The sequence below is a fragment of the Streptomyces sp. NPDC048441 genome (assembly GCF_043200235.1).
GTDB lineage: Bacteria > Actinomycetota > Actinomycetes > Streptomycetales > Streptomycetaceae > Streptomyces.
The window spans coordinates 387470-409804 of record NZ_JBICXM010000004.1; the positions used below are offsets into that span (position 1 = coordinate 387470).

At 69.4% G+C, this 22335-nt stretch carries 21 protein-coding genes; 19 read left to right on the forward strand and 2 right to left on the reverse strand.

The genetic code is table 11. The features are described from left to right. Positions 1 to 210: 210 nt before the first annotated feature. The 15 genes from pgsA to ACGFSB_RS13015 all read left to right on the forward strand — a co-directional run bounded on the left by pgsA (position 211) and on the right by ACGFSB_RS13015 (position 15653). Positions 211 to 882: a phosphatidylinositol phosphate synthase gene (pgsA, locus tag ACGFSB_RS12945; protein WP_393397781.1), complete on the forward strand. Its 672-nt coding sequence runs from the start codon at positions 211 to 213 to the stop codon at positions 880 to 882. Further along, positions 879 to 1805, forward strand: coding sequence for a phosphatidylinositol mannoside acyltransferase (locus tag ACGFSB_RS12950; protein ID WP_393397783.1), 927 nt, complete (start codon positions 879 to 881; stop codon positions 1803 to 1805). Before pgsA ends, ACGFSB_RS12950 begins: the two co-directional genes overlap by 4 nt. Beyond that, positions 1802 to 2962: a glycosyltransferase family 4 protein gene (locus tag ACGFSB_RS12955; protein WP_393397785.1), complete on the forward strand. Its 1161-nt coding sequence runs from the start codon at positions 1802 to 1804 to the stop codon at positions 2960 to 2962. Before ACGFSB_RS12950 ends, ACGFSB_RS12955 begins: the two co-directional genes overlap by 4 nt. A gap of 81 nt (positions 2963 to 3043) precedes the next feature. Then, a complete protein-coding gene (locus ACGFSB_RS12960) occupies positions 3044 to 3589 on the forward strand; it encodes a hypothetical protein (protein ID WP_393397787.1) in 546 nt (181 codons plus the stop codon). Between the two features lie 137 nt (positions 3590 to 3726). Beyond that, positions 3727 to 4641, forward strand: a complete 915-nt coding sequence (gene pdxS, locus ACGFSB_RS12965; protein WP_160503800.1) for a pyridoxal 5'-phosphate synthase lyase subunit PdxS — start codon at positions 3727 to 3729, stop codon at positions 4639 to 4641. 12 nt (positions 4642 to 4653) lie between these two features. After that, the gene (pdxT, locus tag ACGFSB_RS12970) at positions 4654 to 5262 is read left to right on the forward strand and encodes a pyridoxal 5'-phosphate synthase glutaminase subunit PdxT (RefSeq protein WP_393397789.1); all 609 of its coding nucleotides are present in this window, start codon (positions 4654 to 4656) and stop codon (positions 5260 to 5262) included. 74 nt (positions 5263 to 5336) lie between these two features. Beyond that, positions 5337 to 6095, forward strand: coding sequence for a YebC/PmpR family DNA-binding transcriptional regulator (locus ACGFSB_RS12975; protein ID WP_393397791.1), 759 nt, complete (start codon positions 5337 to 5339; stop codon positions 6093 to 6095). A gap of 134 nt (positions 6096 to 6229) precedes the next feature. Further along, positions 6230 to 6787 (forward strand): crossover junction endodeoxyribonuclease RuvC, encoded by a 558-nt coding sequence (gene ruvC, locus ACGFSB_RS12980; RefSeq protein WP_393398076.1) that lies wholly within the window; start codon positions 6230 to 6232, stop codon positions 6785 to 6787. Continuing rightward, positions 6784 to 7392 (forward strand): Holliday junction branch migration protein RuvA, encoded by a 609-nt coding sequence (gene ruvA / locus ACGFSB_RS12985; RefSeq protein WP_393397793.1) that lies wholly within the window; start codon positions 6784 to 6786, stop codon positions 7390 to 7392. The genes ruvC and ruvA overlap by 4 nt, the downstream gene beginning before the upstream one ends. Before the next feature lie 36 nt (positions 7393 to 7428). Next, complete coding sequence (gene ruvB, locus ACGFSB_RS12990; protein ID WP_393397795.1) at positions 7429 to 8535, forward strand: Holliday junction branch migration DNA helicase RuvB; 1107 nt, start codon at positions 7429 to 7431, stop codon at positions 8533 to 8535. A gap of 164 nt (positions 8536 to 8699) precedes the next feature. Further along, the gene (gene yajC, locus ACGFSB_RS12995; protein WP_393397797.1) at positions 8700 to 9191 is read left to right on the forward strand and encodes a preprotein translocase subunit YajC; all 492 of its coding nucleotides are present in this window, start codon (positions 8700 to 8702) and stop codon (positions 9189 to 9191) included. A 169-nt stretch (positions 9192 to 9360) separates the two neighbouring features. Then, entirely contained in the window at positions 9361 to 11118 is a 1758-nt protein-coding gene (secD, locus tag ACGFSB_RS13000) for a protein translocase subunit SecD (protein ID WP_393397799.1), read from the forward strand. 1 nt (position 11119) lies between these two features. Then, a complete protein-coding gene (gene secF, locus ACGFSB_RS13005) occupies positions 11120 to 12244 on the forward strand; it encodes a protein translocase subunit SecF (protein WP_393397801.1) in 1125 nt (374 codons plus the stop codon). Next, on the forward strand, positions 12241 to 12789 hold the full coding sequence (locus ACGFSB_RS13010) for an adenine phosphoribosyltransferase (protein ID WP_393397803.1): 549 nt from the start codon (positions 12241 to 12243) through the stop codon (positions 12787 to 12789). The genes secF and ACGFSB_RS13010 overlap by 4 nt, the downstream gene beginning before the upstream one ends. A 227-nt stretch (positions 12790 to 13016) precedes the next feature. Further along, the gene (locus ACGFSB_RS13015; RefSeq protein WP_393397805.1) at positions 13017 to 15653 is read left to right on the forward strand and encodes a RelA/SpoT family protein; all 2637 of its coding nucleotides are present in this window, start codon (positions 13017 to 13019) and stop codon (positions 15651 to 15653) included. Between the two features lie 73 nt (positions 15654 to 15726). Here the strand turns inward: ACGFSB_RS13015 and ACGFSB_RS13020 are convergent, their stop codons facing one another. Then, on the reverse strand, positions 15727 to 16959 hold the full coding sequence (locus ACGFSB_RS13020; RefSeq protein WP_393397807.1) for a DUF349 domain-containing protein: 1233 nt from the start codon (positions 16957 to 16959) through the stop codon (positions 15727 to 15729). Between the two features lie 134 nt (positions 16960 to 17093). Further along, entirely contained in the window at positions 17094 to 17915 is an 822-nt protein-coding gene (locus ACGFSB_RS13025; RefSeq protein WP_393397809.1) for a peptidylprolyl isomerase, read from the reverse strand. A gap of 146 nt (positions 17916 to 18061) precedes the next feature. On the opposite strand from ACGFSB_RS13025, the gene ACGFSB_RS13030 reads away from it, so the two are divergent. The 4 genes from ACGFSB_RS13030 (at position 18062) to ACGFSB_RS13045 (ending at position 22267) form a co-directional block, all read left to right on the forward strand. Continuing rightward, positions 18062 to 18769 (forward strand): MBL fold metallo-hydrolase, encoded by a 708-nt coding sequence (locus tag ACGFSB_RS13030; RefSeq protein ID WP_393397811.1) that lies wholly within the window; start codon positions 18062 to 18064, stop codon positions 18767 to 18769. Between the two features lie 13 nt (positions 18770 to 18782). Further along, entirely contained in the window at positions 18783 to 20057 is a 1275-nt protein-coding gene (gene hisS, locus ACGFSB_RS13035) for a histidine--tRNA ligase (protein WP_393397813.1), read from the forward strand. Positions 20058 to 20204: 147 nt separating this feature from the next. After that, positions 20205 to 20861: a vitamin K epoxide reductase family protein gene (locus tag ACGFSB_RS13040; RefSeq protein ID WP_393397815.1), complete on the forward strand. Its 657-nt coding sequence runs from the start codon at positions 20205 to 20207 to the stop codon at positions 20859 to 20861. 56 nt (positions 20862 to 20917) lie between these two features. Continuing rightward, positions 20918 to 22267, forward strand: a complete 1350-nt coding sequence (locus tag ACGFSB_RS13045) for a replication-associated recombination protein A (RefSeq protein WP_393397817.1) — start codon at positions 20918 to 20920, stop codon at positions 22265 to 22267. The last annotated feature ends 68 nt before the right edge of the window (positions 22268 to 22335 follow it).

Sequence of the window (22335 nt, forward strand, 5' to 3'; positions counted from 1 at the left end):
GGGGATGCTGGCTGCTCGCGGACACGCGGGGCCGCGTGCGGGTCGGCCCGGCGACGCCCGCGGTGCTTTCGAGCTTTCCACTCGGGTCACTGTGCGTCCATACGTCGTACGCGATCGTGAGGGGGCGAGCCGGTCCGTCAAGGGCGTGACTACGATGGGCCAGCCGGTGGCCACCAGGGCCGCACGGCTCACCGACCCCTCGGGAAGGCCATGCTGAACAAGTACGCGCGTGCATTCTTCACGCGTGTTCTCACGCCGTTCGCCGCGTTTCTCATCCGTCGCGGCGTGAGTCCCGACGCGGTCACGTTCATCGGCACGGCCGGTGTGGTGGCGGGCGCGCTGGTCTTCTTCCCTCGTGGGGAGTTCTTCTGGGGCACGATCGTGATCACGCTCTTCGTGTTCTCCGACCTCGTCGACGGGAACATGGCGCGGCAGCTGGGACGCTCGAGCCGCTGGGGAGCCTTCCTGGACTCGACGCTCGACCGGGTCGCCGACAGCGCGATCTTCGGCGGCCTCGCGCTCTGGTACGCGGGCTCCGGAGACGACAACGTCCTGTGCGCCGTCTCCATCTTCTGCCTGGCCAGCGGCCAGGTGGTCTCGTACACGAAGGCACGCGGCGAGGCGATCGGCCTGCCCGTCGCGGTCAACGGCCTGGTGGAGCGCGCCGAGCGCCTGGTGATCACGCTGGTCGCCGCGGGCCTCGCCGGGCTGCACAAGTTCGGGGTGCCCGGCATCGACGTACTGCTGCCCGTCGCCCTGTGGGCCGTCGCCGTGGGCAGCCTCGTCACGCTCGTCCAGCGCGTCGTGACCGTGCGCAGGGAGGCCGAGGAGGCAGACGCGGCTTCGGAGGCCCCGGCGCAGGGCAGTGAGGCAACGTCGTGAAGGACCGACTGACCGACGCGCTCTACGGAGCCGCCTGGAGCACGGTCAAGAAGCTCCCCGAACCCGTGGCGGTGCGGCTCGGCCGGACCATCGCCGACGCCGTGTGGAAGCGGCGCGGCAAGGGCGTCCTGCGCCTCGAGGCCAACTACGCGCGCGTGGTGCCCGACGCGACTCCGGAGCGCCTCGCCGAGCTCTCCAGGGCGGGTATGCGCTCGTACCTGCGCTACTGGATGGAGTCGTTCCGGCTGCCGTCCTGGAGCAGGGAGCGCATCAAGGAAGGCTTCGACGTCAAGGACGTCCACCACCTGACCGACAGCCTCGCATCGGACAAGGGCGTCATCATCGCGCTTCCGCACCTGGGCAACTGGGACCTGGCGGGCGCGTGGGTCACCACGAAGCTGGAGACCCCGTTCACGACGGTCGCCGAGCGGCTCAAGCCCGAGACGCTGTACGACCGCTTCGTCGCCTACCGCGAGGGCCTGGGCATGGAGGTCCTGCCGCACGAGGGCGGCTCCGCCTTCGGCACGCTGGCGCGGCGACTGCGCGCGGGCGGCCTGATCTGCCTGGTCGCCGACCGCGACCTCTCGGCGTCCGGCGTCGAGGTGAAGTTCTTCGGAGACACCGCACGGATGCCCGCCGGGCCGGCGCTGCTCGCCCAGCAGACCGGGGCGGTGCTCCTTCCCGTGACGCTCTACTACGACGACACCCCGATCATGAAGGGCCGTATCCACGCGCCCGTCGACGTCCCCGAGACAGGTACCCGCACCGAGAAGACGTCTGTCATGACGCAGGCGCTGGCAGACGCCTTCGCCACGGGTATCGCCGACCATCCGGAGGACTGGCACATGCTGCAGCGCTTGTGGCTCGCTGATCTCGACCCCGCGCAGGCTCCCGCCGACGCTCCGACCGAGGGGACGCCGTGAAGATCGGCATCGTCTGCCCCTACTCGTGGGACGTGCCGGGCGGCGTCCAGTTCCACATCCGCGATCTGGCGGAGCACCTGATCCGCCTCGGGCACGAGGTGTCCGTACTGGCCCCCGCGGACGACGAGACCCCGCTTCCGCCGTACGTCGTGTCGGCGGGCCGCGCCGTTCCCGTGCCGTACAACGGCTCGGTGGCCCGGCTCAACTTCGGCTTCCTGTCGGCCGCGCGCGTGCGGCGCTGGCTGCACGACGGCACGTTCGACGTCATCCACATCCACGAACCGACCTCGCCGTCCCTCGGCCTGCTCACGTGCTGGGCGGCGCAGGGCCCGATCGTCGCGACGTTCCACACGTCCAACCCGCGCTCCCGGGCGATGATCGCGGCGTATCCGATCCTGCAGCCCGCCCTGGAGAAGATCAGCGCGCGCATCGCGGTGAGCGAGTACGCCCGCCGCACGCTCGTCGAGCACCTGGGCGGCGACGCGGTCGTCATCCCGAACGGCGTGGACGTCGACTTCTTCGCCGATGCCGAACCCAAGGCGGAGTGGCAGGGGGACACGATCGGCTTCATCGGCCGCATCGACGAGCCCCGCAAGGGCCTTCCGGTGCTGATGAAGGCGCTGCCGAAGATCCTCGCCGAGCGCCCCGGCACCCGGCTGCTGGTCGCCGGACGCGGCGACGAGCACGAGGCCGTCTCCTCGCTGCCCGTCGAGATGCGCGAGCGCGTGGAGTTCCTCGGCATGATCAGCGACGAGGACAAGGCGCGGCTGCTGCGCAGTGTCGATGTGTACGTCGCTCCCAACACCGGGGGCGAGAGCTTCGGGATCATCCTGGTCGAGGCGCTGTCGGCGGGCGCACCCGTACTCGCCAGCGATCTGGACGCCTTCGCGCAGGTCCTCGACCAGGGCGCCGCCGGTGACCTGTTCACCAACGAGGACGCGGACTCGCTGGCCGATGCCGCCGTGCGGCTCCTCGGCGACCCCGCGCGCCGCGAGGAGCTGCGAGAGCGGGGCAGCAAGCACGTACGCCGCTTCGACTGGTCGACGGTGGGCGCGGACATCCTTTCCGTGTACGAGACGGTGACGGACGGCGCGACGGCGGTGGCCGCCGATGAGCGGACGGGGCTGCGGGCGCGGTTCGGGCTCGCCAGGGACTGACCCCGCCCGCGGGGCTCCCTGACACAGGTGCGGGGAGCCCGGCGGTAAACGGGGTGTGCCGCCTGGACTAGCCTCGGGCCGGTGACCTCGACACTGATCTGGATCGCGGTAGCCCTCTTCGCGATCGGCCTCTACCTGAGCTGGACCGCGGGCCGGCTCGACCGGCTGCATGCACGCATCGACGCGGCCCGCGCCGCCCTCGACGCCCAGTTGCTGCGCCGTGCGTCGGTGGCCCAGGAGCTTGCCACCTCAGGGGTCCTGGATCCCGCGGCGTCCATCGTGCTCTACGAAGCGGCGCACGCGGCCCGGCAGGCGGAGGAGGAGCACCGCGAGGTCGCCGAGAGCGAGCTGAGCCAGGCGCTGCGTGCGATCTTCGGCGAGGTGCAGCAGGTCGAGGTGGTGCGCGAGGCCCCCGGTGGCGACGAGGCGGCGACCGAGCTGGCGGCGGCCGTACGCAGGGTGCCGATGGCCCGGCGCTTCCACAACGACGCCGTACGCGCGGCCCGTGCCCTGCGCAGGCACCGCACGGTCCGCTGGTTCCGCCTCGCGGGTCACGCGCCGTTCCCGATGGCGTTCGAGATGGACGACGAGCCGCCGGTCGCGCTGGCGGATCGCGCGACCGCGTAGAGCCATGGAGTCCCCGCTGACCAGGGATGTCGGGGAAAAATGAGCCACGGGTCAGCTATTGGCCCTTGCTGTGGACTGGTCGCCGGGCGTTTCCTCGTAGACGCAGGAACCCGTCTTCAGCGAGCGAGGTCAACTCCGTGTCCAGCACCCTTCCCAGCAGCAACCAGTCGCCCGAGACCGGCACCGCGCGCGTCAAGCGCGGCATGGCCGAGCAGCTCAAGGGCGGCGTCATCATGGACGTGGTCAACGCCGAGCAGGCGAAGATCGCCGAGGACGCGGGCGCCGTCGCCGTCATGGCCCTGGAGCGGGTCCCCGCCGACATCCGCAAGGACGGCGGCGTGGCCCGGATGTCCGACCCGAACATGATCGAAGAGATCATCGAGGCTGTCTCCATCCCGGTCATGGCCAAGTCCCGCATCGGCCACTTCGTCGAGGCCCAGGTGCTTCAGTCCCTCGGCGTCGACTACATCGACGAGTCCGAGGTCCTGACGCCGGCCGACGAGGTCAACCACAGCGACAAGTTCGCCTTCACGACCCCGTTCGTGTGTGGCGCCACCAACCTGGGCGAGGCTCTGCGCCGCATCGCCGAGGGCGCGGCCATGATCCGCTCCAAGGGCGAGGCCGGCACCGGCAACGTCGTCGAGGCCGTGCGTCACCTGCGCCAGATCAAGAACGAGATCGCCAAGCTGCGCGGCTTCGACAACAACGAGCTGTACGCCGCCGCCAAGGACCTGCGTGCCCCGTACGAGCTCGTCAAGGAGGTCTCCGAGCTCGGCAAGCTGCCGGTGGTCCTCTTCTCGGCCGGTGGCGTCGCCACCCCCGCAGACGCCGCCCTGATGCGTCAGCTCGGTGCCGAGGGCGTCTTCGTCGGCTCCGGCATCTTCAAGTCGGGCGACCCGGCCGCGCGCGCCGCCGCCATCGTGAAGGCCACCACCTTCTACGACGACCCCAAGATCATCGCGGACGCGTCCCGCAACCTCGGCGAGGCCATGGTCGGCATCAACTGCGACACCCTCCCCGAGGCCGAGCGCTACGCCAACCGCGGCTGGTAAGGCGCTACGTAGATGAACGACACCCCTGTGGTCGGCGTCCTGGCACTCCAGGGCGACGTACAGGAGCACTTGATCGCCCTGGCCTCGGCGGACGCCGTGGCCAGGCCGGTCAGGCGCCCCGAAGAGCTCGCCGAGGTGGACGGCCTGGTTATCCCGGGCGGTGAGTCCACCACCATCTCCAAACTGGCCGCCCTTTTCGGCCTGTTGGAGCCTCTGCGCGCGCGCGTGCGCGCCGGTATGCCGGTCTACGGCACCTGCGCGGGCATGATCATGCTCGCCGACAAGATCCTCGATCCGCGTTCGGAGCAGGAGACGTTCGGCGGCATCGACATGATCGTGCGCCGTAACGCCTTCGGGCGACAGAACGAGTCCTTCGAGGCGGCCGTCGACATCGCCGGCATCGAAGGGGCCCCGGTGGAGGGCGTCTTCATCCGTGCCCCCTGGGTCGAATCGGTCGGCGCCCGCGTCGAGGTGCTCGCCGAGCACGAGGGGCACATCGTCGCCGTACGTCAGGGCAACGCGCTCGCCACGTCGTTCCACCCCGAGCTGACGGGCGACCACCGCGTGCACGAGCTGTTCGTCGGGATGGTGCGGGGGAACGCGGCGGCGGGATCCTTGTAGGATCTCGGGTACCTCCCGGGCCCTTGAGACCGGGGGCGTTCGTACTGGTTGGGTTACGCGAAGGAGACAGGCAGATGTCCGGCCACTCTAAATGGGCTACGACGAAGCACAAGAAGGCCGTGATTGACGCCAAGCGCGGCAAGCTCTTCGCGAAGATGATCAAGAACATCGAGGTCGCGGCCCGCACGGGCGGCGCCGACCTGTCCGGGAACCCGACCCTCTTCGACGCCATCCAGAAGGCCAAGAAGAGCTCGGTCCCGAACAAGAACATCGACTCCGCGGTCAAGCGCGGTGCCGGTCTCGAAGCCGGTGGCGCCGAGTACGAGACGATCATGTACGAGGGCTACGGCCCGAACGGCGTCGCGGTGCTCATCGAGTGCCTCACCGACAACCGCAACCGCGCCGCGTCGGACGTCCGCGTCGCCATGACGCGCAACGGCGGCAACATGGCCGACCCGGGCTCCGTCTCGTACCTCTTCCACCGCAAGGGCGTCGTGATCGTCTCCAAGGGCGAGGGCGAGCTCTCCGAGGACGACGTCCTGGGCGCGGTCCTCGACGCGGGTGCCGAAGAGGTCAACGACCTGGGTGAGTCCTTCGAGGTGCTCAGCGAGGCCACCGACCTGGTCGCGGTCCGCACCGCCCTCCAGGCGGCCGGCATCGACTATGACTCGGCCGACGCCAACTTCGTCCCGACCATGCAGGTCGAGCTCGACGAGGACGGCGCTCGGAAGATCTTCAAGCTGATCGACGCGCTCGAGGACAGCGACGACGTGCAGAACGTCTTCGCCAACTTCGACGTGAGCGACGAGGTCATGGAGAAGGTCGACGCCTGAGCCGGGCACCGGACCGGCCGTGCGACGGCTTTCGCTGACGGGCCGACAGGGGACACGCCCCCTGTCGGCCCGTCGCGTTGTCAGTGCGAGCCGATAGCCTGCACAAACAGGTGAGCGAAGAAGTGGGGGTACTCGTGCGCGTGCTGGGTGTGGACCCGGGTCTGACCCGGTGCGGTGTGGGGGTCGTCGACGGAGTCGCCGGACGCCCGCTGACCATGCGCGCGGTCGGCGTTGTCCGCACGCCCGCCGACGCCGAGCTCGGCCTGCGCCTGGTCGCCATCGAGGAGGGCATCGAGCAGTGGCTCGACGAGCACAAGCCCGAAGTCCTCGCCGTGGAGCGGGTGTTCAGCCAGCACAACGTGCGTACGGTGATGGGCACGGCCCAGGCAAGCGCCGTGGCCATGCTCTGCGCGTCGCGTCGCGGCATCCCCGTCGCCCTGCACACGCCCAGCGAGGTCAAGGCCGCCGTCACCGGCAGCGGCCGCGCCGACAAGGCACAGGTCGGGGCGATGGTCACCCGGCTCCTGCGGCTCGACGCACCGCCCAAGCCCGCCGACGCTGCGGATGCCCTCGCCCTCGCCATCTGCCACATCTGGCGCGCCCCCGCGCAGAACCGCCTCCAGCAGGCCGTCGCCCAGAACCGTCTCCAGCAGGCAGCAGCCCTGCACGCATCGAAAGGCCGTACCGCATGATCGCCTTCGTCAGCGGCCCCGTAGCCGCGCTCGCCCCCGATACCGCGGTGGTCGAGGTCGGCGGCGTCGGCATGGCCATTCAGTGCACGCCGAACACGCTCTCCACGCTCCGTATCGGCCAGCCGGCGAAACTCGCCACCTCCCTCGTCGTCCGCGAGGACTCACTGACCCTGTACGGCTTCGCGGACGACGACGAGCGTCAGACCTTCGAGCTCCTGCAGACCGCGAGCGGCGTCGGACCGCGCCTCGCGCAGGCGATGCTCGCCGTGCACAGCCCCGACGCGCTGCGCCGCGCGGTCGCCACCAGCGACGAGAAGGCACTCACCGCGGTCCCCGGCATCGGCAAGAAGGGTGCCCAGAAGCTCCTCCTCGAGTACAGGGACCGCCTCGGCGAGCCCCTCGGCACCGGCGGCCCCGCGATCGGCACCCCCGTCACCGCCGGCTGGAGCGACCAGCTGCACGCCGCGCTCATCGGCCTCGGGTACGCGACGCGCGAGGCCGACGAAGCGGTCGCCGCCGTCACCCCGCAGGCCGAGGCGAGCGAGAAGCCCCAGGTGGGCCAGCTCCTCAAGGCGGCCCTGCAGACGCTGAACCGCACCCGCTAGCTCCTGACCACCAGAACCGCATCGCGAGGCAAGCTCATGAACTGGGACGAGACGACCGACGACGCGACTGCCCCGGCAGGCGCGACCGAGCGGCTCGTGGGGCCCGCCGCGGAGCGGCTGGTGGACTCTGTCGCCGACGGCGAGGACCAGGCGGTCGAGGCCGCCCTTCGCCCCAAGGACCTGGACGAGTTCATCGGCCAGGAGAAGGTCCGTGAGCAGCTCGACCTCGTCCTGCGCGCGGCCCGCGCGCGCGGCGCCACCGCCGATCACGTCCTGCTCTCCGGTGCCCCCGGCCTCGGCAAGACCACCCTCTCGATGATCATCGCGGCCGAGATGGGCGCCCCGATCCGCATCACGAGCGGCCCCGCCATCCAGCACGCGGGCGACCTCGCCGCGATCCTCTCCTCCCTCCAGGAGGGAGAGGTCCTCTTCCTCGACGAGATCCACCGCATGTCCCGGCCCGCCGAAGAGATGCTCTACATGGCGATGGAGGACTTCCGCGTCGACGTGATCGTCGGCAAGGGGCCCGGTGCCACCGCCATCCCGCTGGAACTGCCGCCCTTCACCCTGGTCGGCGCCACCACCCGCGCGGGCCTGCTCCCGCCGCCGCTGCGCGACCGCTTCGGCTTCACCGCGCACATGGAGTTCTACGAACCCGCCGAACTGGAGCGCGTGATCCACCGCTCAGCGCAGCTCCTCGACGTGGCGATCGATCCCGCCGGCGCCGCCGAGATCGCGGGCCGCTCGCGCGGCACGCCCCGTATCGCCAACCGTCTGCTGCGGCGCGTGCGGGACTACGCACAGGTCAAGGCCGATGGAGAGATCAACAAGGACATCGCGGGCGCTGCCCTCAAGGTCTACGAAGTGGACGACCGCGGCCTCGACCGCCTCGACCGCGCGGTCCTCGAGGCACTGCTCAAGCTCTTCGGCGGCGGACCCGTCGGCCTCTCGACGCTCGCCGTCGCCGTGGGGGAGGAGCGCGAGACGGTCGAAGAGGTGGCCGAGCCCTTCCTCGTACGGGAGGGACTGCTCGCGCGCACCCCGCGCGGCCGGGTCGGGACGCCCGCGGCATGGGCGCATCTCGGCCTCGTCCCCCCGCGGCAGGCGGGCGGAATCGGACAAGGGGACCTGTTCGGGGCGTGACGGCGCGCGTAGTCGCACGGTCAGGAACTGCGGTGCCATGCTGAGCGTTGTTCGTTAGGTGCGGACTCGCCTAGACTCCGCCGATGCCGCCCTTGCGGGCGGCGCGCCCACCCCCGTCCATCAGGCCGCTTATCCGCGCGGTCATGCGAAGGAAACTCCGTCCCGTGAATATCGTGACCCTCCTCCCGTTCATCGTGCTCATCGGGGCCATGTTCCTGATGACCCGGTCCGCCAAGAAGAAGCAGCGGGCGGCCGCAGAGATGCGCAATGAGATGCAGCCCGGCACCGGCATCCGCACGATCGGGGGGATGTACGCCACCGTCAAGGAGGTTCACGACGACGCGGTCCTCCTTGAGGTGGCTCCGGGCGTGCACGCGTTCTACGCGAAGAACTCCATCGGCGCCGTTCTCGAGGACGAGGAGTACAACCGCATCGTTCACGGCACGGCCATCGACCTGAAGTCCGACGACGCCCCCGTCGTCCCGGACGACGCCTCCTCCCTGACCGAGACCGACGAGCCCGCCGCCGACGCTTCCGACGACTCGCCCATCGACCTCGGCAAGAAGGACGCGGACACGGACACCGCGACCGACAGCGCCCCCGAGGCCGAGGACGCCGAGCCGAAGAAGACCGACGGCGAGTCCGGCGCGAAGTAACCACGACCGGGGCCCGTGGGGCGCGCCGCTCGCGCTGCCACGGCCCCCGCAGTGCGTGGGTTTCGTGACGGGGCTCGACACCATTTCATGGCCGCCCACCTGGGAACTCCCCGCTCAGTGACGGGGCAGTGCACGGGACGACGGGCGGTTGGACAGGGAGAACGAGAAGGTGGCAGCACCTAAGAAGGGCCGAAGGCAGAGCGCCCCGGGCAAGCCGGGCCGCTCTTTGGTCTTCATCCTGATCGCCCTCGTGGCGCTCACCGGAGGGATGTTCCTTTCCGGGCACTCCACGCCCCGCCTCGGCATCGACCTCGCCGGCGGCACGAGCATCACGCTCCAGGCGAAGAACGAGCCCGGCCAGAAGAACGCGATCAACCCGACCAACATGAACACCGCGGTCAGCATCATCAACAACCGCGTCAATGGTCTGGGTGTGTCCGAGGCCGAGGTGCAAACCCAGGGCGCCGACAACATCATCGTCAACATCCCCAAGGGCACGAACGAGAAGCAGGCGCGCGAGCAGGTCGGCACGACCGCTCAGCTCTACTTCCGCCCCGTCCTGACGGTGGCCAGCGGTGAGCCCACCCCCAAGCCGTCCGCCAGCTCGTCCGGCAAGGCGAAGGACAAGGCGACCGAGAAGGGCGCCGACAAGGCGACAACGCCCCCGGCCGCCACCGGCTCCCCCAGCCCCCAGGGCCGCGCCGTCACCGACGGTCTGAAGGCCGACGCCACCCCGTCCCCCAAGTCCTCGGACAAGGGCAGCGACAAGGACAAGGCGGCACCGACCCCCACCCCGTCCGCCGACCCGGCCACCGCGGCGCTGCAGAAGAAGTTCACCGAGCTCGACTGCACCGACAAGGCACAGCGCGGCAAGGTGGGTGACGGCATCAAGCCGTCCGAGCAGACCGTGGCCTGTGGCAAGAACAACGCGGGCCAGTGGGAGAAGTACGTACTCGGCCCGGCCGAGCTGAACGGCAAGGACGTCGACGACGCCAAGGCCACGATCAACCAGCAGAGCGGCGCCTGGGTCGTCAACATGGAGTTCACGGGCGGCGGCTCGAAGAAGTTCTCCAAGACGACCAGCAAGCTCTCGCAGCAGCAGTCGCCGATGAACCAGTTCGCCATCGTCCTCGACGGCGAGGTGGCCTCGGCCCCCAGCGTCAACACGACGCTGAACTCGAACGCCGAGATCTCCGGCAGCTTCACCCAGGACTCGGCCCAGGACCTCGCCAACATCCTGTCGTACGGCGCGCTGCCGCTCACCTTCCACGAGCAGAGCGTCACCACCGTCAGCCCGGCGCTCGGCGGCGAGCAGCTGCACGCGGGTCTGATCGCGGGCGCCATCGGCCTCGCGCTCGTCATCATCTATCTGGTGGCCTACTACCGCGGCCTCTCGCTCATCGCCATCGCGAGCCTCCTGGTCTCGGGCGCTCTGACGTACACCCTGATGACGCTGCTCGGCCCGGCCATCAGCTTCACCCTGAACCTGCCCGCGGTGTGTGGTGCGATCGTTGCGATCGGCATCACGGCGGACTCGTTCATCGTGTTCTTCGAACGCATCAGGGACGAGGTCAGAGAGGGACGGACGCTGCGGCCCGCCGTCGAGCGTGCCTGGCCGCGTGCCCGGCGCACCATCCTGGTCTCCGACTTCGTGTCGTTCCTCGCCGCCGCGGTGCTCTTCATCGTGACGGTCGGCAAGGTCCAGGGCTTCGCGTTCACTCTCGGCCTGACCACGCTGCTGGACGTCGTCGTGGTCTTCTTCTTCACGAAGCCGCTGATGACGCTCATGGCGCGCAAGAAGTTCTTTGCGAACGGCCACAAGTGGTCCGGCCTCGACCCGAAGCGGCTCGGCGCCAAGCCCCCGCTGCGCCGCACCCGCCGTGCCACTGGTTCGTCCGCTGGCCCTGTCGACCCGAAGGAGGCGTGAGATGTCGAAGCTCGGCAATCTCGGCGCCAGGCTCTACCGCGGCGAGGTCGGCTATGACTTCGTCGGCAAGCGCAAGATCTGGTACGGCGTCTCGATCCTGATCACCATCACGGCCATCGTCGGCCTCGCGGTGCGCGGCCTGAACATGGGCATCGAGTTCGAGGGCGGTGCTGTCTTCAGCACCCCCAAGACCAGCGTCTCGGTCGCCAAGGCCGAGGGGTACGCGGAGAAGGCCTCCGGCCACGACGCGGTCGTCCAGGAGCTCGGCTCCGGCGGCCTGCGGATCCAGGTCGCGGGCGTGGACACCGCCAAGTCCGACCAGATCAAGGCGGATCTGGCCAAGGACATGGGCCTCAAGGCCGACTCCATCAACGCCGACCTCGTGGGCCCCAGTTGGGGTGAGCAGATCAGCAAGAAGGCCTGGACAGGCCTGATCATCTTCATGGTTCTCGTGGTGATCTATCTGGCGATCGCCTTCGAGTGGCGGATGGCGGTAGCCGCCCTCGTCGCCCTGATCCACGACATCACGATCACCGTCGGTGTGTACGCCCTGGTGGGCTTCGAGGTCACCCAGGGCACGATCATCGGTCTGCTGACGATTCTCGGTTATTCGCTCTACGACACCGTCGTGGTCTTCGACAGTTTGAAGGAGCAGTCGAAGGACCTCGCCAAGCAGACCCGGTGGACGTACAGCGAAGTGGCCAACCGCAGCATCAACAGCACCCTGGTGCGCTCGATCAACACCACGGTCGTCGCGCTCCTGCCGGTCGCCGGACTGCTCTTCATCGGCGGCGGCTTCCTCGGTGCGGGGATGCTCAACGACATCTCGCTCTCGCTGTTCGTCGGCCTCGCGGCCGGTGCGTACTCCTCGATCTTCATCGCCACGCCGCTCGTCGCCGATCTCAAGGAGACCGAGCCGCAGATGAAGGCGCTCAAGAAGCGCGTCCTCGCCAAGCGTGCCGCTGCCGCGGCCAAGGGCGAGTCCGCGGAGAGCGCGGAGCAGGGTGACGAGGAGTCGCGGGACGACATGCCGGAGGACGCCGCCCCCGCGGGCGTCGTCGGCCCGCGCACGCAGCCGGCCTCGCGGGGCCGGGGCCGTGGCCGTCCTTCGGGGAAGCGCCGATGACCGAGCTCGCCGTCACGACGGAGCTGCTGCTCAGCCGCATTCGGGACGTCCCGGACTACCCGGAGCCCGGGGTGATGTTCAAGGACATCACCCCGCTCCTGGCGGACCCGGAGGCCTTCGCCGCGCTGACCGAGGCCCTCGCGGACCTCGCGGTGCGGCACGGCGCCACGAAGGTCGTCGGCCTGGAGGCCCGCGGCTTCATCCTGGGCGCCCCGGTCGCCCTCCGCGCCGGGCTCGGCTTCATTCCCGTACGCAAGGCGGGCAAGCTCCCCGGAGCGACGCTCAGCCAGTCGTACGACCTGGAGTACGGCAGCGCGGAGATCGAGGTGCACGCCGAGGACCTCGCCGCCGACGACCGCGTCATGGTCATCGACGACGTCCTGGCGACCGGCGGCACCGCCGAGGCGTCGCTGCGGCTCATCCGCCGTGCGGGCGCTCAGGTCGCCGGTGTGGCGGTCCTGATGGAGCTCGGCTTCCTCGGGGGCCGCGCCAAGCTGGAGACGGCTCTGCAGGGCGCCCCGCTGGACGCCCTGCTCACGGTCTGAGCGGTCTCAGTAGTCACGCACGCACACCCCGAGGCGGGCCCGGAGGAATCCGGTGCCCGCCTCAGGTGTTCCCCGTGCACAGACAGCGGGATCATGGTGTGGAGACCTCAGGCGTTTCTCCCGTAGTGGGCCGTCTCACAAGCCGAGGGCGAGCCGAAGGTCCAGGATCGATACCATGGGCTCTTCGGGGCCTGACCGGGGACCCGGATCCGTACAGGGAGCGCCTCTTGCCAGACGAGTCCAAGGCACTCACCGCCGCCAAGGCCGCAGAGCAGGCCGCTCGCGCGGCGGCGCCCACTCCTGCGCCCGCCAAGGGTGCGACGCCGGCCACTGGTTCGACACCCGCCAAGGGTGCGACGCCGGCGAAGCAGGAGAGCACGCCCCCCAGCGGCAAGCCCGCCCCGAGCACGCCCGGCGACAGCGCCAAGCGCGACAAGCCGGCCGCCGCCGAACCGTCCCGCCCGGATCCGTCGAGTCCGGATGCCTCGCGCCCCAAGCCCCCCACCGAGGCCCGCGCCGGAAGCACCACCCCCGCGCCCCGCCCCACCGCGGCGAAGAACGAGCGCTCCGGCTCCTCCAACCGCGTACGCGCCCGCCTGGCACGCCTCGGCGTCCAGCGCTCCAATCCGTACAACCCGGTCCTCGAGCCGCTGCTGCGGATCGTGCGCAGCAACGACCCCAAGATCGAGACGTCGACGCTGCGCCAGATCGAGCGCGCCTACCAGGTCGCCGAGCGCTGGCACCGCGGCCAGAAGCGCAAGAGCGGCGACCCGTACATCACGCACCCCCTCGCCGTGACGACCATCCTCGCCGAGCTCGGCATGGACCCGGCCACCCTGATGGCGGGGCTCCTGCACGACACCGTCGAGGACACCGAGTACGGCCTCGACACCCTCAAGCGCGACTTCGGCGACCAGGTCGCCCTCCTGGTCGACGGCGTCACCAAGCTCGACAAGGTCAAGTTCGGCGAGGCCGCACAGGCCGAGACCGTACGCAAGATGGTCGTCGCGATGGCCAAGGACCCCCGTGTCCTGGTCATCAAGCTCGCCGACCGCCTGCACAACATGCGCACGATGCGTTATCTCAAGCGGGAGAAGCAGGAGAAGAAGGCCCGCGAGACCCTTGAGATCTACGCGCCCCTGGCCCACCGCCTGGGCATGAACACGATCAAGTGGGAGCTGGAGGACCTCGCCTTCGCGATCCTCTACCCCAAGATGTACGACGAGATCGTGCGCCTGGTCGCCGAGCGCGCCCCCAAGCGTGACGAGTACCTGGCCATAGTGACCGACGAGGTCCAGGCCGACCTGCGCGCCGCCCGCATCAAGGCCACCGTCACCGGGCGCCCGAAGCACTACTACAGCGTCTACCAGAAGATGATCGTGCGAGGCCGCGACTTCGCCGAGATCTACGACCTGGTGGGCATCCGCGTCCTCGTCGACACGGTCCGCGACTGCTATGCGGCGCTCGGCACGGTCCACGCGCGATGGAATCCGGTCCCCGGCCGGTTCAAGGACTACATCGCGATGCCCAAGTTCAACATGTACCAGTCGCTGCACACGACGGTGATCGGCCCCAACGGCAAGCCCGTCGAGCTCCAGATCCGTACGTTCGACATGCACCGCCGCGCCGAGTACGGCATCGCCGCGCACTGGAAGTACAAGCAGGAGCCGTCCGCCGGCGCCTCCAAGGTGCGTACGGACGTGCCGAGGAAGGCCGGTGGCAAGGACGACCACCTCAACGACATGGCGTGGCTGCGCCAGCTCCTCGACTGGCAGAAGGAGACCGAGGACCCGAGCGAGTTCCTCGAGTCCCTCCGCTTCGACCTGTCGCGCAACGAGGTCTTCGTCTTCACGCCGAAGGGCGACGTCATAGCGCTCCCGGCGGGCGCGACCCCGGTCGACTTCTCGTACGCGGTCCACACCGAGGTCGGCCACCGCACCATAGGAGCGAGGGTCAACGGACGGCTCGTACCGCTCGAATCGACCCTGGACAACGGCGACTTGGTGGAGGTCTTCACCTCCAAGGCGGCCGGTGCGGGCCCGTCCCGCGACTGGCTCGGTTTCGTCAAGTCACCGCGGGCGCGCAACAAGATCCGTGCGTGGTTCTCCAAGGAGCGCCGCGACGAGGCCATCGAGCAGGGCAAGGACGCCATCGCGCGCGCCATGCGCAAGCAGAACCTGCCGATCCAGCGGATCCTGACGGGCGACTCGCTCGTCACGCTCGCCCACGAGATGCGCTACCCCGACATCTCCTCGCTGTACGCGGCGATCGGCGAAGGCCATGTCACCGCGCAGTCCGTCGTACAGAAGCTCGTCCAGGCGCTCGGCGGCGAGGAGGCCGCCAACGAGGACATCGCCGAGAGCACACCGCCCTCGCGCAGCCGCAGCAAGCGCCGTGCCAATGCCGACCCCGGTGTCGTCGTCAAGGGCGTCGACGACGTGTGGGTCAAGCTGGCCCGCTGCTGTACGCCGGTCCCCGGTGACCCGATCATCGGCTTCGTCACGCGCGGCAGCGGCGTATCGGTTCACCGCAGCGACTGCGTGAACGTGGACTCGCTCTCCCGTGAGCCCGAGCGCATCCTCGAGGTCGAGTGGGCGCCCACCCAGTCCTCGGTCTTCCTGGTCGCCATCCAGGTCGAGGCCCTGGACCGTTCGCGCCTGCTCTCGGACGTCACGCGCATCCTCTCGGACCAGCACGTGAACATCCTGTCCGCGGCCGTCCAGACCTCCCGCGACCGGGTCGCCACCTCACGCTTCACCTTCGAGATGGGCGACCCCAAGCACCTGGGCCATGTGCTCAAGGCGGTCAGGGGAGTTGAGGGTGTCTATGACGTCTACCGGGTGACGTCGGCGCGGAGGCCCTGAACCGGGCCACTACGTAGAGGGGCTCCCGTACACGATGTACGGGAGCCCCTCTACGTAGCGAACGGAAAACTACTCAGCCGCCGAACTCGTGCAGACCCTTCAACGCCTGGTCCAGCAACGCCTGACGGCCGTCGAGCTCCCGCTGGAGCTTGTCCGCCTTGGCGTCGTTGCCCGCCGAGCGCGCCTTGTCGATCTGACCGACGAGCTTGTCGACAGCAGCCTGCAGCTGACCGGTCAGGCCCTCGGCCCGAGCCCGTGCCTCAGGGTTCGTCCGGCGCCACTCGGCCTCCTCGGAGTCCTGCAAGGCCCGCTCCACCGCGTGCATCCGGCCCTCGACCTTCGGCCGTGCGTCACGCGGGACGTGTCCGATGGCCTCCCAGCGCTCGTTGAGCGTACGGAAGGCCGCACGTGCCGTCTTGAGGTCCTTCACCGGGACGAGCTTCTCGGCCTCCTCGGCCAGCTCCTCCTTCAGCTTCAGGTTCTCCGTCTGTTCGGCGTCCCGCTCCGCGAAGACCGCGCTGCGCGCCGCGAAGAACACGTCCTGGGCGCCGCGGAAGCGGTTCCACAGGTCGTCCTCGTGCTCGCGCTGGGCGCGGCCCGCGGCCTTCCACTCGGTCATCAGATCGCGGTAACGCGCGGCCGTCGGACCCCAGTCGGCCGATCCGGAAAGGGCCTCGGCCTCGCCGACCAGCTTCTCCTTCGTCTTACGGGCCTCTTCGCGCTGGGCGTCCAGCGAGGCGAAGTGGGCCTTGCGACGCTTGGAGAACGCCGAACGGGCATGAGAGAAGCGGTGCCACAACTCGTCGTCCGACTTGCGGTCGAGGCGCGGCAGCCCCTTCCAGGTGTCCACAAGGGCGCGAAGCCGCTCGCCTGCCGCCCGCCACTGCTCGCTCTGGGCGAGCTCCTCGGCCTCGACGACCAGCGCGTCCTTGGCGTGCCTCGCCTCGTCCGACTGCTTGGCCTTCTCGACCTTGCGCTCTTCACGGCGCGCGTCGACCGTCTCGACGAGCTTGTCGAGACGCTTGCTCAGGGCGTCCAGATCGCCCACCGCGTGCGCCTCGTCCACCTGCTGGCGCAGGTGCTCGATGGCGGTATTGGCGTCCTTGGCCGACAGGTCGGTCGTCTTCACCCGGCGCTCGAGAAGTCCGATCTCGACGACCAGACCGTCGTACTTGCGCTCGAAGTAGGCAAGGGCCTCGTCAGGAGATCCCGCTTTCCAGGAACCGACCTCCCGCTCGCTGCCGTCGGCCTTGCGCACGTACACGGTCCCCGTCTCGTCGACGCGGCCCCACGGGTCGCTGCTCACAGCGCCTCCTCCACATGATGCCTGCGCAGGGCCTCGGGGCCCCCGGCATCGTCCACAGTTTCGTCACCGCCAACATAGGCGACCGGCGGGGCGGCTGTCCGCATCCCGCACGTCCGAAGTTTGCCTGCTGACGCTCAGGATTTCGACACGGTCGCCTTGTTGATGACGACCGTCGCGTTCGGGGCGCCCTCGCCCTTCCCGGTGCTCTCGCCGGCGGCGGCAATCTTCTTGAGCACCTTCATCCCGGAATCGGAAATGGTCCCGAACGGTGTGTAGTCGGGCGGCAGCTGACTGTCCTGATAGACCAGGAAGAACTGGCTGCCTCCGGTGTCCCGGCCCTTCTTCTTCTGGGCGTCGTACTGGTTGGCCATCGCGACCGTACCCGCCGGATACACGTTCCCCTTCAGGTTCTTGTCCTTGAGGTTCTCGTCCGGGATCGAGTAGCCGGGGCCGCCCTGGCCGGTGCCCTTCGGGTCGCCGCACTGGAGGACGAAGATGCCGCCCGAGACGAGCCGGTGGCACTTCGTGTGATCGAGGTAGCCCTTGTTCACCAGGAAGTTGAAGGAGTTGACCGTGTGCGGGGCCTTCGCCGCCCACAGGGCGAGGTCGATGTCGCCGCAGGTGGTGCCCAGCTTCATCGCGTAGTCCGCCGACTTGTCGATCGTGAGCGCCGGTTCCTTCTTGAAGCTGAGCGGCTTCACCTTGCCGCTCGCGGGCTTCTCGCAGGGATCCGCCTTGGTGGTGGGGTTCGCGTTCGCTTCGTCCTTCGGCTTGCCGTCGTCGTCGAAGGCGCCCGCCGCGTACGACACCGCGCCGCCGGCCACCACCACCGCGAGCGCCGATGCGATCACCGCGTTGCGCATCCGCGCCCTGCGTCGCGCGGACTCCCGGCGCTGCTGCTGCCGCAAGAACTTCTCCCGGGCGAGCTGACGCCGCCGCTGATCGTTGCTGACCACCGGGTTCTCTCTCCTCTGCGTGGGTGACCGCTTCTGTGTGCCCCGTACCGTATATGGGTTAGCTGTGGAATCGGGAGCGCCGGTAGGCTCTGATCTGCCGCGATCCCGCGCGGTCACCTCCGCCGGACGACGAACGAAGGACGATCGTGCTCATTGCCGGGTTTCCCGCCGGGGCCTGGGGCACCAACTGCTACTTGGTCGCCCCCGCCGCAGGCGAGGAGTGCGTGATCATCGACCCGGGCCATCAGGCCACCGAGGGAGTCGAGGACGCACTCGAGAAGCATCGGCTCAAGCCCGTCGCGGTGATCCTCACCCATGGCCACATCGACCATGTCGCCTCGGTCGTCCCGGTCTGCGGAGCGCATGACGTGCCCGCCTGGATCCACCCCGCCGACCGGTACATGATGAGCGACCCGGAGAAGGCCATAGGCCGCTCCTTCGGCGCGCAGCTGATGGGTGAGCTGACCGTGGGGGAGCCCTCCGACGTCAAGGAGCTCGGCGACGGCGCGCAGTTGAAGCTGGCCGGTCTCGACTTCTCCGTCGCGCACGCGCCGGGGCATACGAAGGGGTCGGTGACCTTCCAGCTCCCCGAGTCCGCCGAGGTCCCCTCGGTGTTCTTCTCGGGCGACCTGCTCTTCGCCGGCTCCATCGGACGCACCGACCTCCCGGGCGGATCGCAGCCCGACATCCTCGAGTCGCTGGCACGCGTGTGCCTGCCGCTCGACGACTCGACCGTGGTCCTGCCAGGGCACAACGAGCACACGACCATCGGCCGTGAGCGCGCCACCAACCCGTATCTGCGCCAGGTGGCCGCCGGCCAGGGAGCCGATGACGCTCCCCGACGAGGAATGTGACGAGAGAAAACCCGTGAGCACCTTCAAGGCCCCCAAGGGCACCTATGACCTGCTCCCGCCCGATTCCGCGAAATACCTGGCGGTGCGCGAGGCGATCGCGACCCCGCTGCGGAACTCCGGGTACGGCTACGTAGAGACGCCCGGCTTCGAGAACGTCGAGCTGTTCTCACGCGGCGTCGGCGAGTCCACCGACATCGTCTCCAAGGAGATGTACGCCTTCGAGACCAAGGGCGGCGACCAGCTCGCCCTGCGCCCCGAAGGCACCGCGTCCGTGCTGCGTGCGGCCCTGGAGGCCAACCTGCACAAGGCGGGCAACCTCCCGGTCAAGCTCTGGTACTCCGGCTCGTACTACCGCTACGAGCGCCCGCAGAAGGGCCGCTACAGGCACTTCTCGCAGGTCGGCGCGGAGGCCATCGGCGCGGAGGACCCGGCCCTCGACGCCGAGTTGATCATCCTCGCCGACCAGGCGTACCGCGCCCTGGGGCTGAGGCAGTTCCGCATCCTGCTGAACTCGCTCGGCGACAAGGAGTGCCGCCCCGTCTACCGCGCCGCGCTGCAGGACTTCCTGCGCGGGCTCGACCTGGACGAGGAGACACGTCGACGTATCGACATCAACCCGCTGCGGGTCCTGGACGACAAGCGCGACGACGTCCAGAAGCAGCTGGTCGGCGCCCCGATGCTGCGCGACTACCTGTGCGACGCGTGCCAGGCGTACCACAAGCAGGTGCGTGAGCTCCTGACGTCGGAAGGCGTCGTGTACGAGGACGACCCGAAGCTGGTCCGCGGCCTCGACTACTACACCCGCACGACCTTCGAGTTCGTCCACGACGGCCTCGGCTCGCAGTCCGCGGTGGGCGGCGGCGGTCGCTACGACGGCCTGTCCGAGATGATCGGCGGCCCCTCGCTGCCGTCCGTCGGCTGGGCACTCGGTGTCGACCGCACGGTCCTCGCCCTGGAGGCGGAGGGCGTGGAGCTCGAACTGCCGTCGGCGACCAGCGTGTTCGCTGTGCCGCTCGGCGACGAGGCGCGGCGGGTCCTGTTCTCCAAGGTGACGGAGCTGCGCAGAGCGGGGATCGCCGCCGACTTCTCGTACGGCGGGAAGGGGCTCAAGGGCGCCATGAAGAACGCCAACCGCTCCGGCGCGCGGTTCACGGTCGTCGCCGGTGAGCGTGACCTCGCCGAAGGTGTCGTCCAGCTCAAGGACATGGAGTCCGGTGAGCAGGACGCTGTCGCGGTGGACGCACTCGTGGAGGTCCTGAAGGGCAAGCTGGCCGAGCCGGTCGGCTAGCCACTGAGCAACGACGGAGGGCCCCGGTGAATCGAACGCCTGGGGCCCTCCGTGCGTACCTCCTTATGTCCAACGAACGGTGGGCACCCGCGCGCGTGCGGCACAATGTCCGTGCCCGCAGGCCACCACAAGCGACGGAACGGCGTGATGAGCAAGACGACCCCGGCAAGCAGCCGCCCCTCCGAGCACGATCACGAGCACGGGGGAACGGACCCGGACGCGCCACGCAACGTCGGTGGAAGCCGCGCCTTCGCCCTGCTCCTGGTGATCACGGGTGCGGCGGGTCTGCTCGCGGCGTGGGTCATCACGCTTGACAAGTTCAAGCTCCTTGAGGACCCGGACTTCACTCCGGGGTGCAGCCTCAACCCTGTGGTTTCGTGCGGCAACATCATGAAGAGCGAGCAGGCGTCGGCTTTCGGGTTCCCGAATCCGATGCTGGGCATCGCCGCGTACGCGGTCGTGATCTGCGTCGGCATGAGCCTGCTGGGCAGTGCGCGCTTCCCGCGCTGGTACTGGCTGACGCTGAACGCGGGCACGCTCTTCGGGGTCGGCTTCTGCACCTGGCTGCAGTACCAGTCGCTCTACGAGATCAACTCGCTGTGCCTGTGGTGCTGCCTGGCCTGGGTCGCCACGATCATCATGTTCTGGTACGTGACGTCGTTCAATGTGCGTAACGGCCTGCTGCCCGCACCCTCCTGGCTGCGTACGTTCTTCAGCGAATTCACGTGGGTGCTCCCGGTGCTGCACGTCGGCATCATCGGCATGTTGATCCTCACGCGCTGGTGGGACTTCTGGACCAGCTGACAAGGCCGCCGGAGGCTCCGGCGGCGTTGTCAGTGGGCTGACGTAGGGTTCGAACCGTGGAGCCCGACCTGTTCACCGCAGCTGCCGAGGACCGCCAGGAGAAGGACCCTTCGACAAGTCCCCTGGCCGTCCGGATGCGCCCGCGCACCCTCGAAGAAGTAGTCGGCCAGCAGCATCTGCTGAAGCAGGGCTCGCCCTTGCGCAGGCTGGTCGGCGAAGGCGGTGGCGGGCCTGCGGGACCGTCGTCGGTGTTTCTGTGGGGGCCGCCGGGCATCGGCAAGACGACCCTTGCGTACGTGGTCTCGAAGGCCACGAACAAGCGCTTCGTGGAGCTCTCCGCGATCACCGCAGGGGTGAAGGAAGTCCGCGCAGTCATCGAAGGGGCGCGCAGAGCCTTGGGCGGCCACGGCAAGGAGACCGTCCTCTTCCTGGACGAGATCCACCGCTTCAGCAAGGCCCAGCAGGACTCCCTCCTCCCGGCCGTCGAGAACCGCTGGGTGACGCTGATCGCGGCGACGACCGAGAACCCGTACTTCTCGATCATCTCCCCGCTCCTCTCCCGCTCCCTCCTCCTCACGCTCGAACCGCTCACGGACGACGACCTGCGCGGCCTGCTGCGCCGGGCGCTCACCGAGGAGCGGGGCCTGGGCGGCGCGGTCGAGCTGCCCGAAGACACCGAGGCGCATCTCCTGCGGATCTCGGGCGGCGACGCCCGGCGTGCGCTCACCGCGCTTGAGGCGGGCGCGGGCTCGGCCCTCGCCAAGGGCGAGAAGGAGATCACCCTCCAGAGCCTGGAGGAGTCGGTCGACCGCGCGGCCGTGAAGTACGACCGTGACGGCGACCAGCACTACGACGTCGCGAGCGCCCTCATCAAGTCCATCCGCGGCTCGGACGTGGACGCGGCCCTGCACTATCTGGCCCGGATGATCGAGGCGGGCGAGGACCCCCGCTTCATCGCACGGCGTCTGATGATCTCCGCGAGCGAGGACATCGGCCTCGCCGACCCGACAGCGCTGCCCACGGCGGTCGCCGCCGCCCAGGCCGTCGCCATGATCGGCTTCCCGGAGGCCGCGCTCACCCTCAGCCACGCGACGATCGCCCTGGCCCTGGCCCCGAAGTCGAACGCCGCCACCATGGCCATCCAGTCCGCCCAGGCCGACGTCCGCGCGGGACTCGCGGGCCCCGTCCCGCCGCACCTGCGCGACGGGCACTACAAGGGAGCGGCCAAGCTCGGCCACGCCCAGGGGTATGTGTATCCGCACGACGTGCCGGGCGCGATCGCGGCCCAGCAGTACGCACCGGACGCGGTGGCCGCCAAGCGTTACTACGAACCGACGCGCTACGGCGCCGAGGCACGGTATGCGGACGTGGTCGAGCGAGTCCGCGAGCGCCTCAAGGGCGATTAGCCCCGCGGGGACTCCAGGGCCGCCCCGCCACCTGTGGCTGAGGCACCCCCCACCACCCGGTACACTTG

Bases quoted from the DNA above. Each gene is read 5' to 3' on its own strand.
- ACGFSB_RS13040 (WP_393397815.1), top strand. From the start codon at position 20,205: ATGAGCAAGACGACCCCGGCAAGCAGCCGCCCCTCCGAGCACGATCAC.
- ACGFSB_RS12975 (WP_393397791.1), top strand. From the start codon at position 5,337: ATGTCCGGCCACTCTAAATGGGCTACGACGAAGCACAAGAAGGCCGTG.
- pgsA (WP_393397781.1), top strand. From the start codon at position 211: ATGCTGAACAAGTACGCGCGTGCATTCTTCACGCGTGTTCTCACGCCG.
- pdxT (WP_393397789.1), top strand. From the start codon at position 4,654: ATGAACGACACCCCTGTGGTCGGCGTCCTGGCACTCCAGGGCGACGTA.
- secF (WP_393397801.1), top strand. From the start codon at position 11,120: ATGTCGAAGCTCGGCAATCTCGGCGCCAGGCTCTACCGCGGCGAGGTC.
- ACGFSB_RS13010 (WP_393397803.1), top strand. From the start codon at position 12,241: ATGACCGAGCTCGCCGTCACGACGGAGCTGCTGCTCAGCCGCATTCGG.
- ruvB (WP_393397795.1), top strand. From the start codon at position 7,429: ATGAACTGGGACGAGACGACCGACGACGCGACTGCCCCGGCAGGCGCG.
- ruvA (WP_393397793.1), top strand. From the start codon at position 6,784: ATGATCGCCTTCGTCAGCGGCCCCGTAGCCGCGCTCGCCCCCGATACC.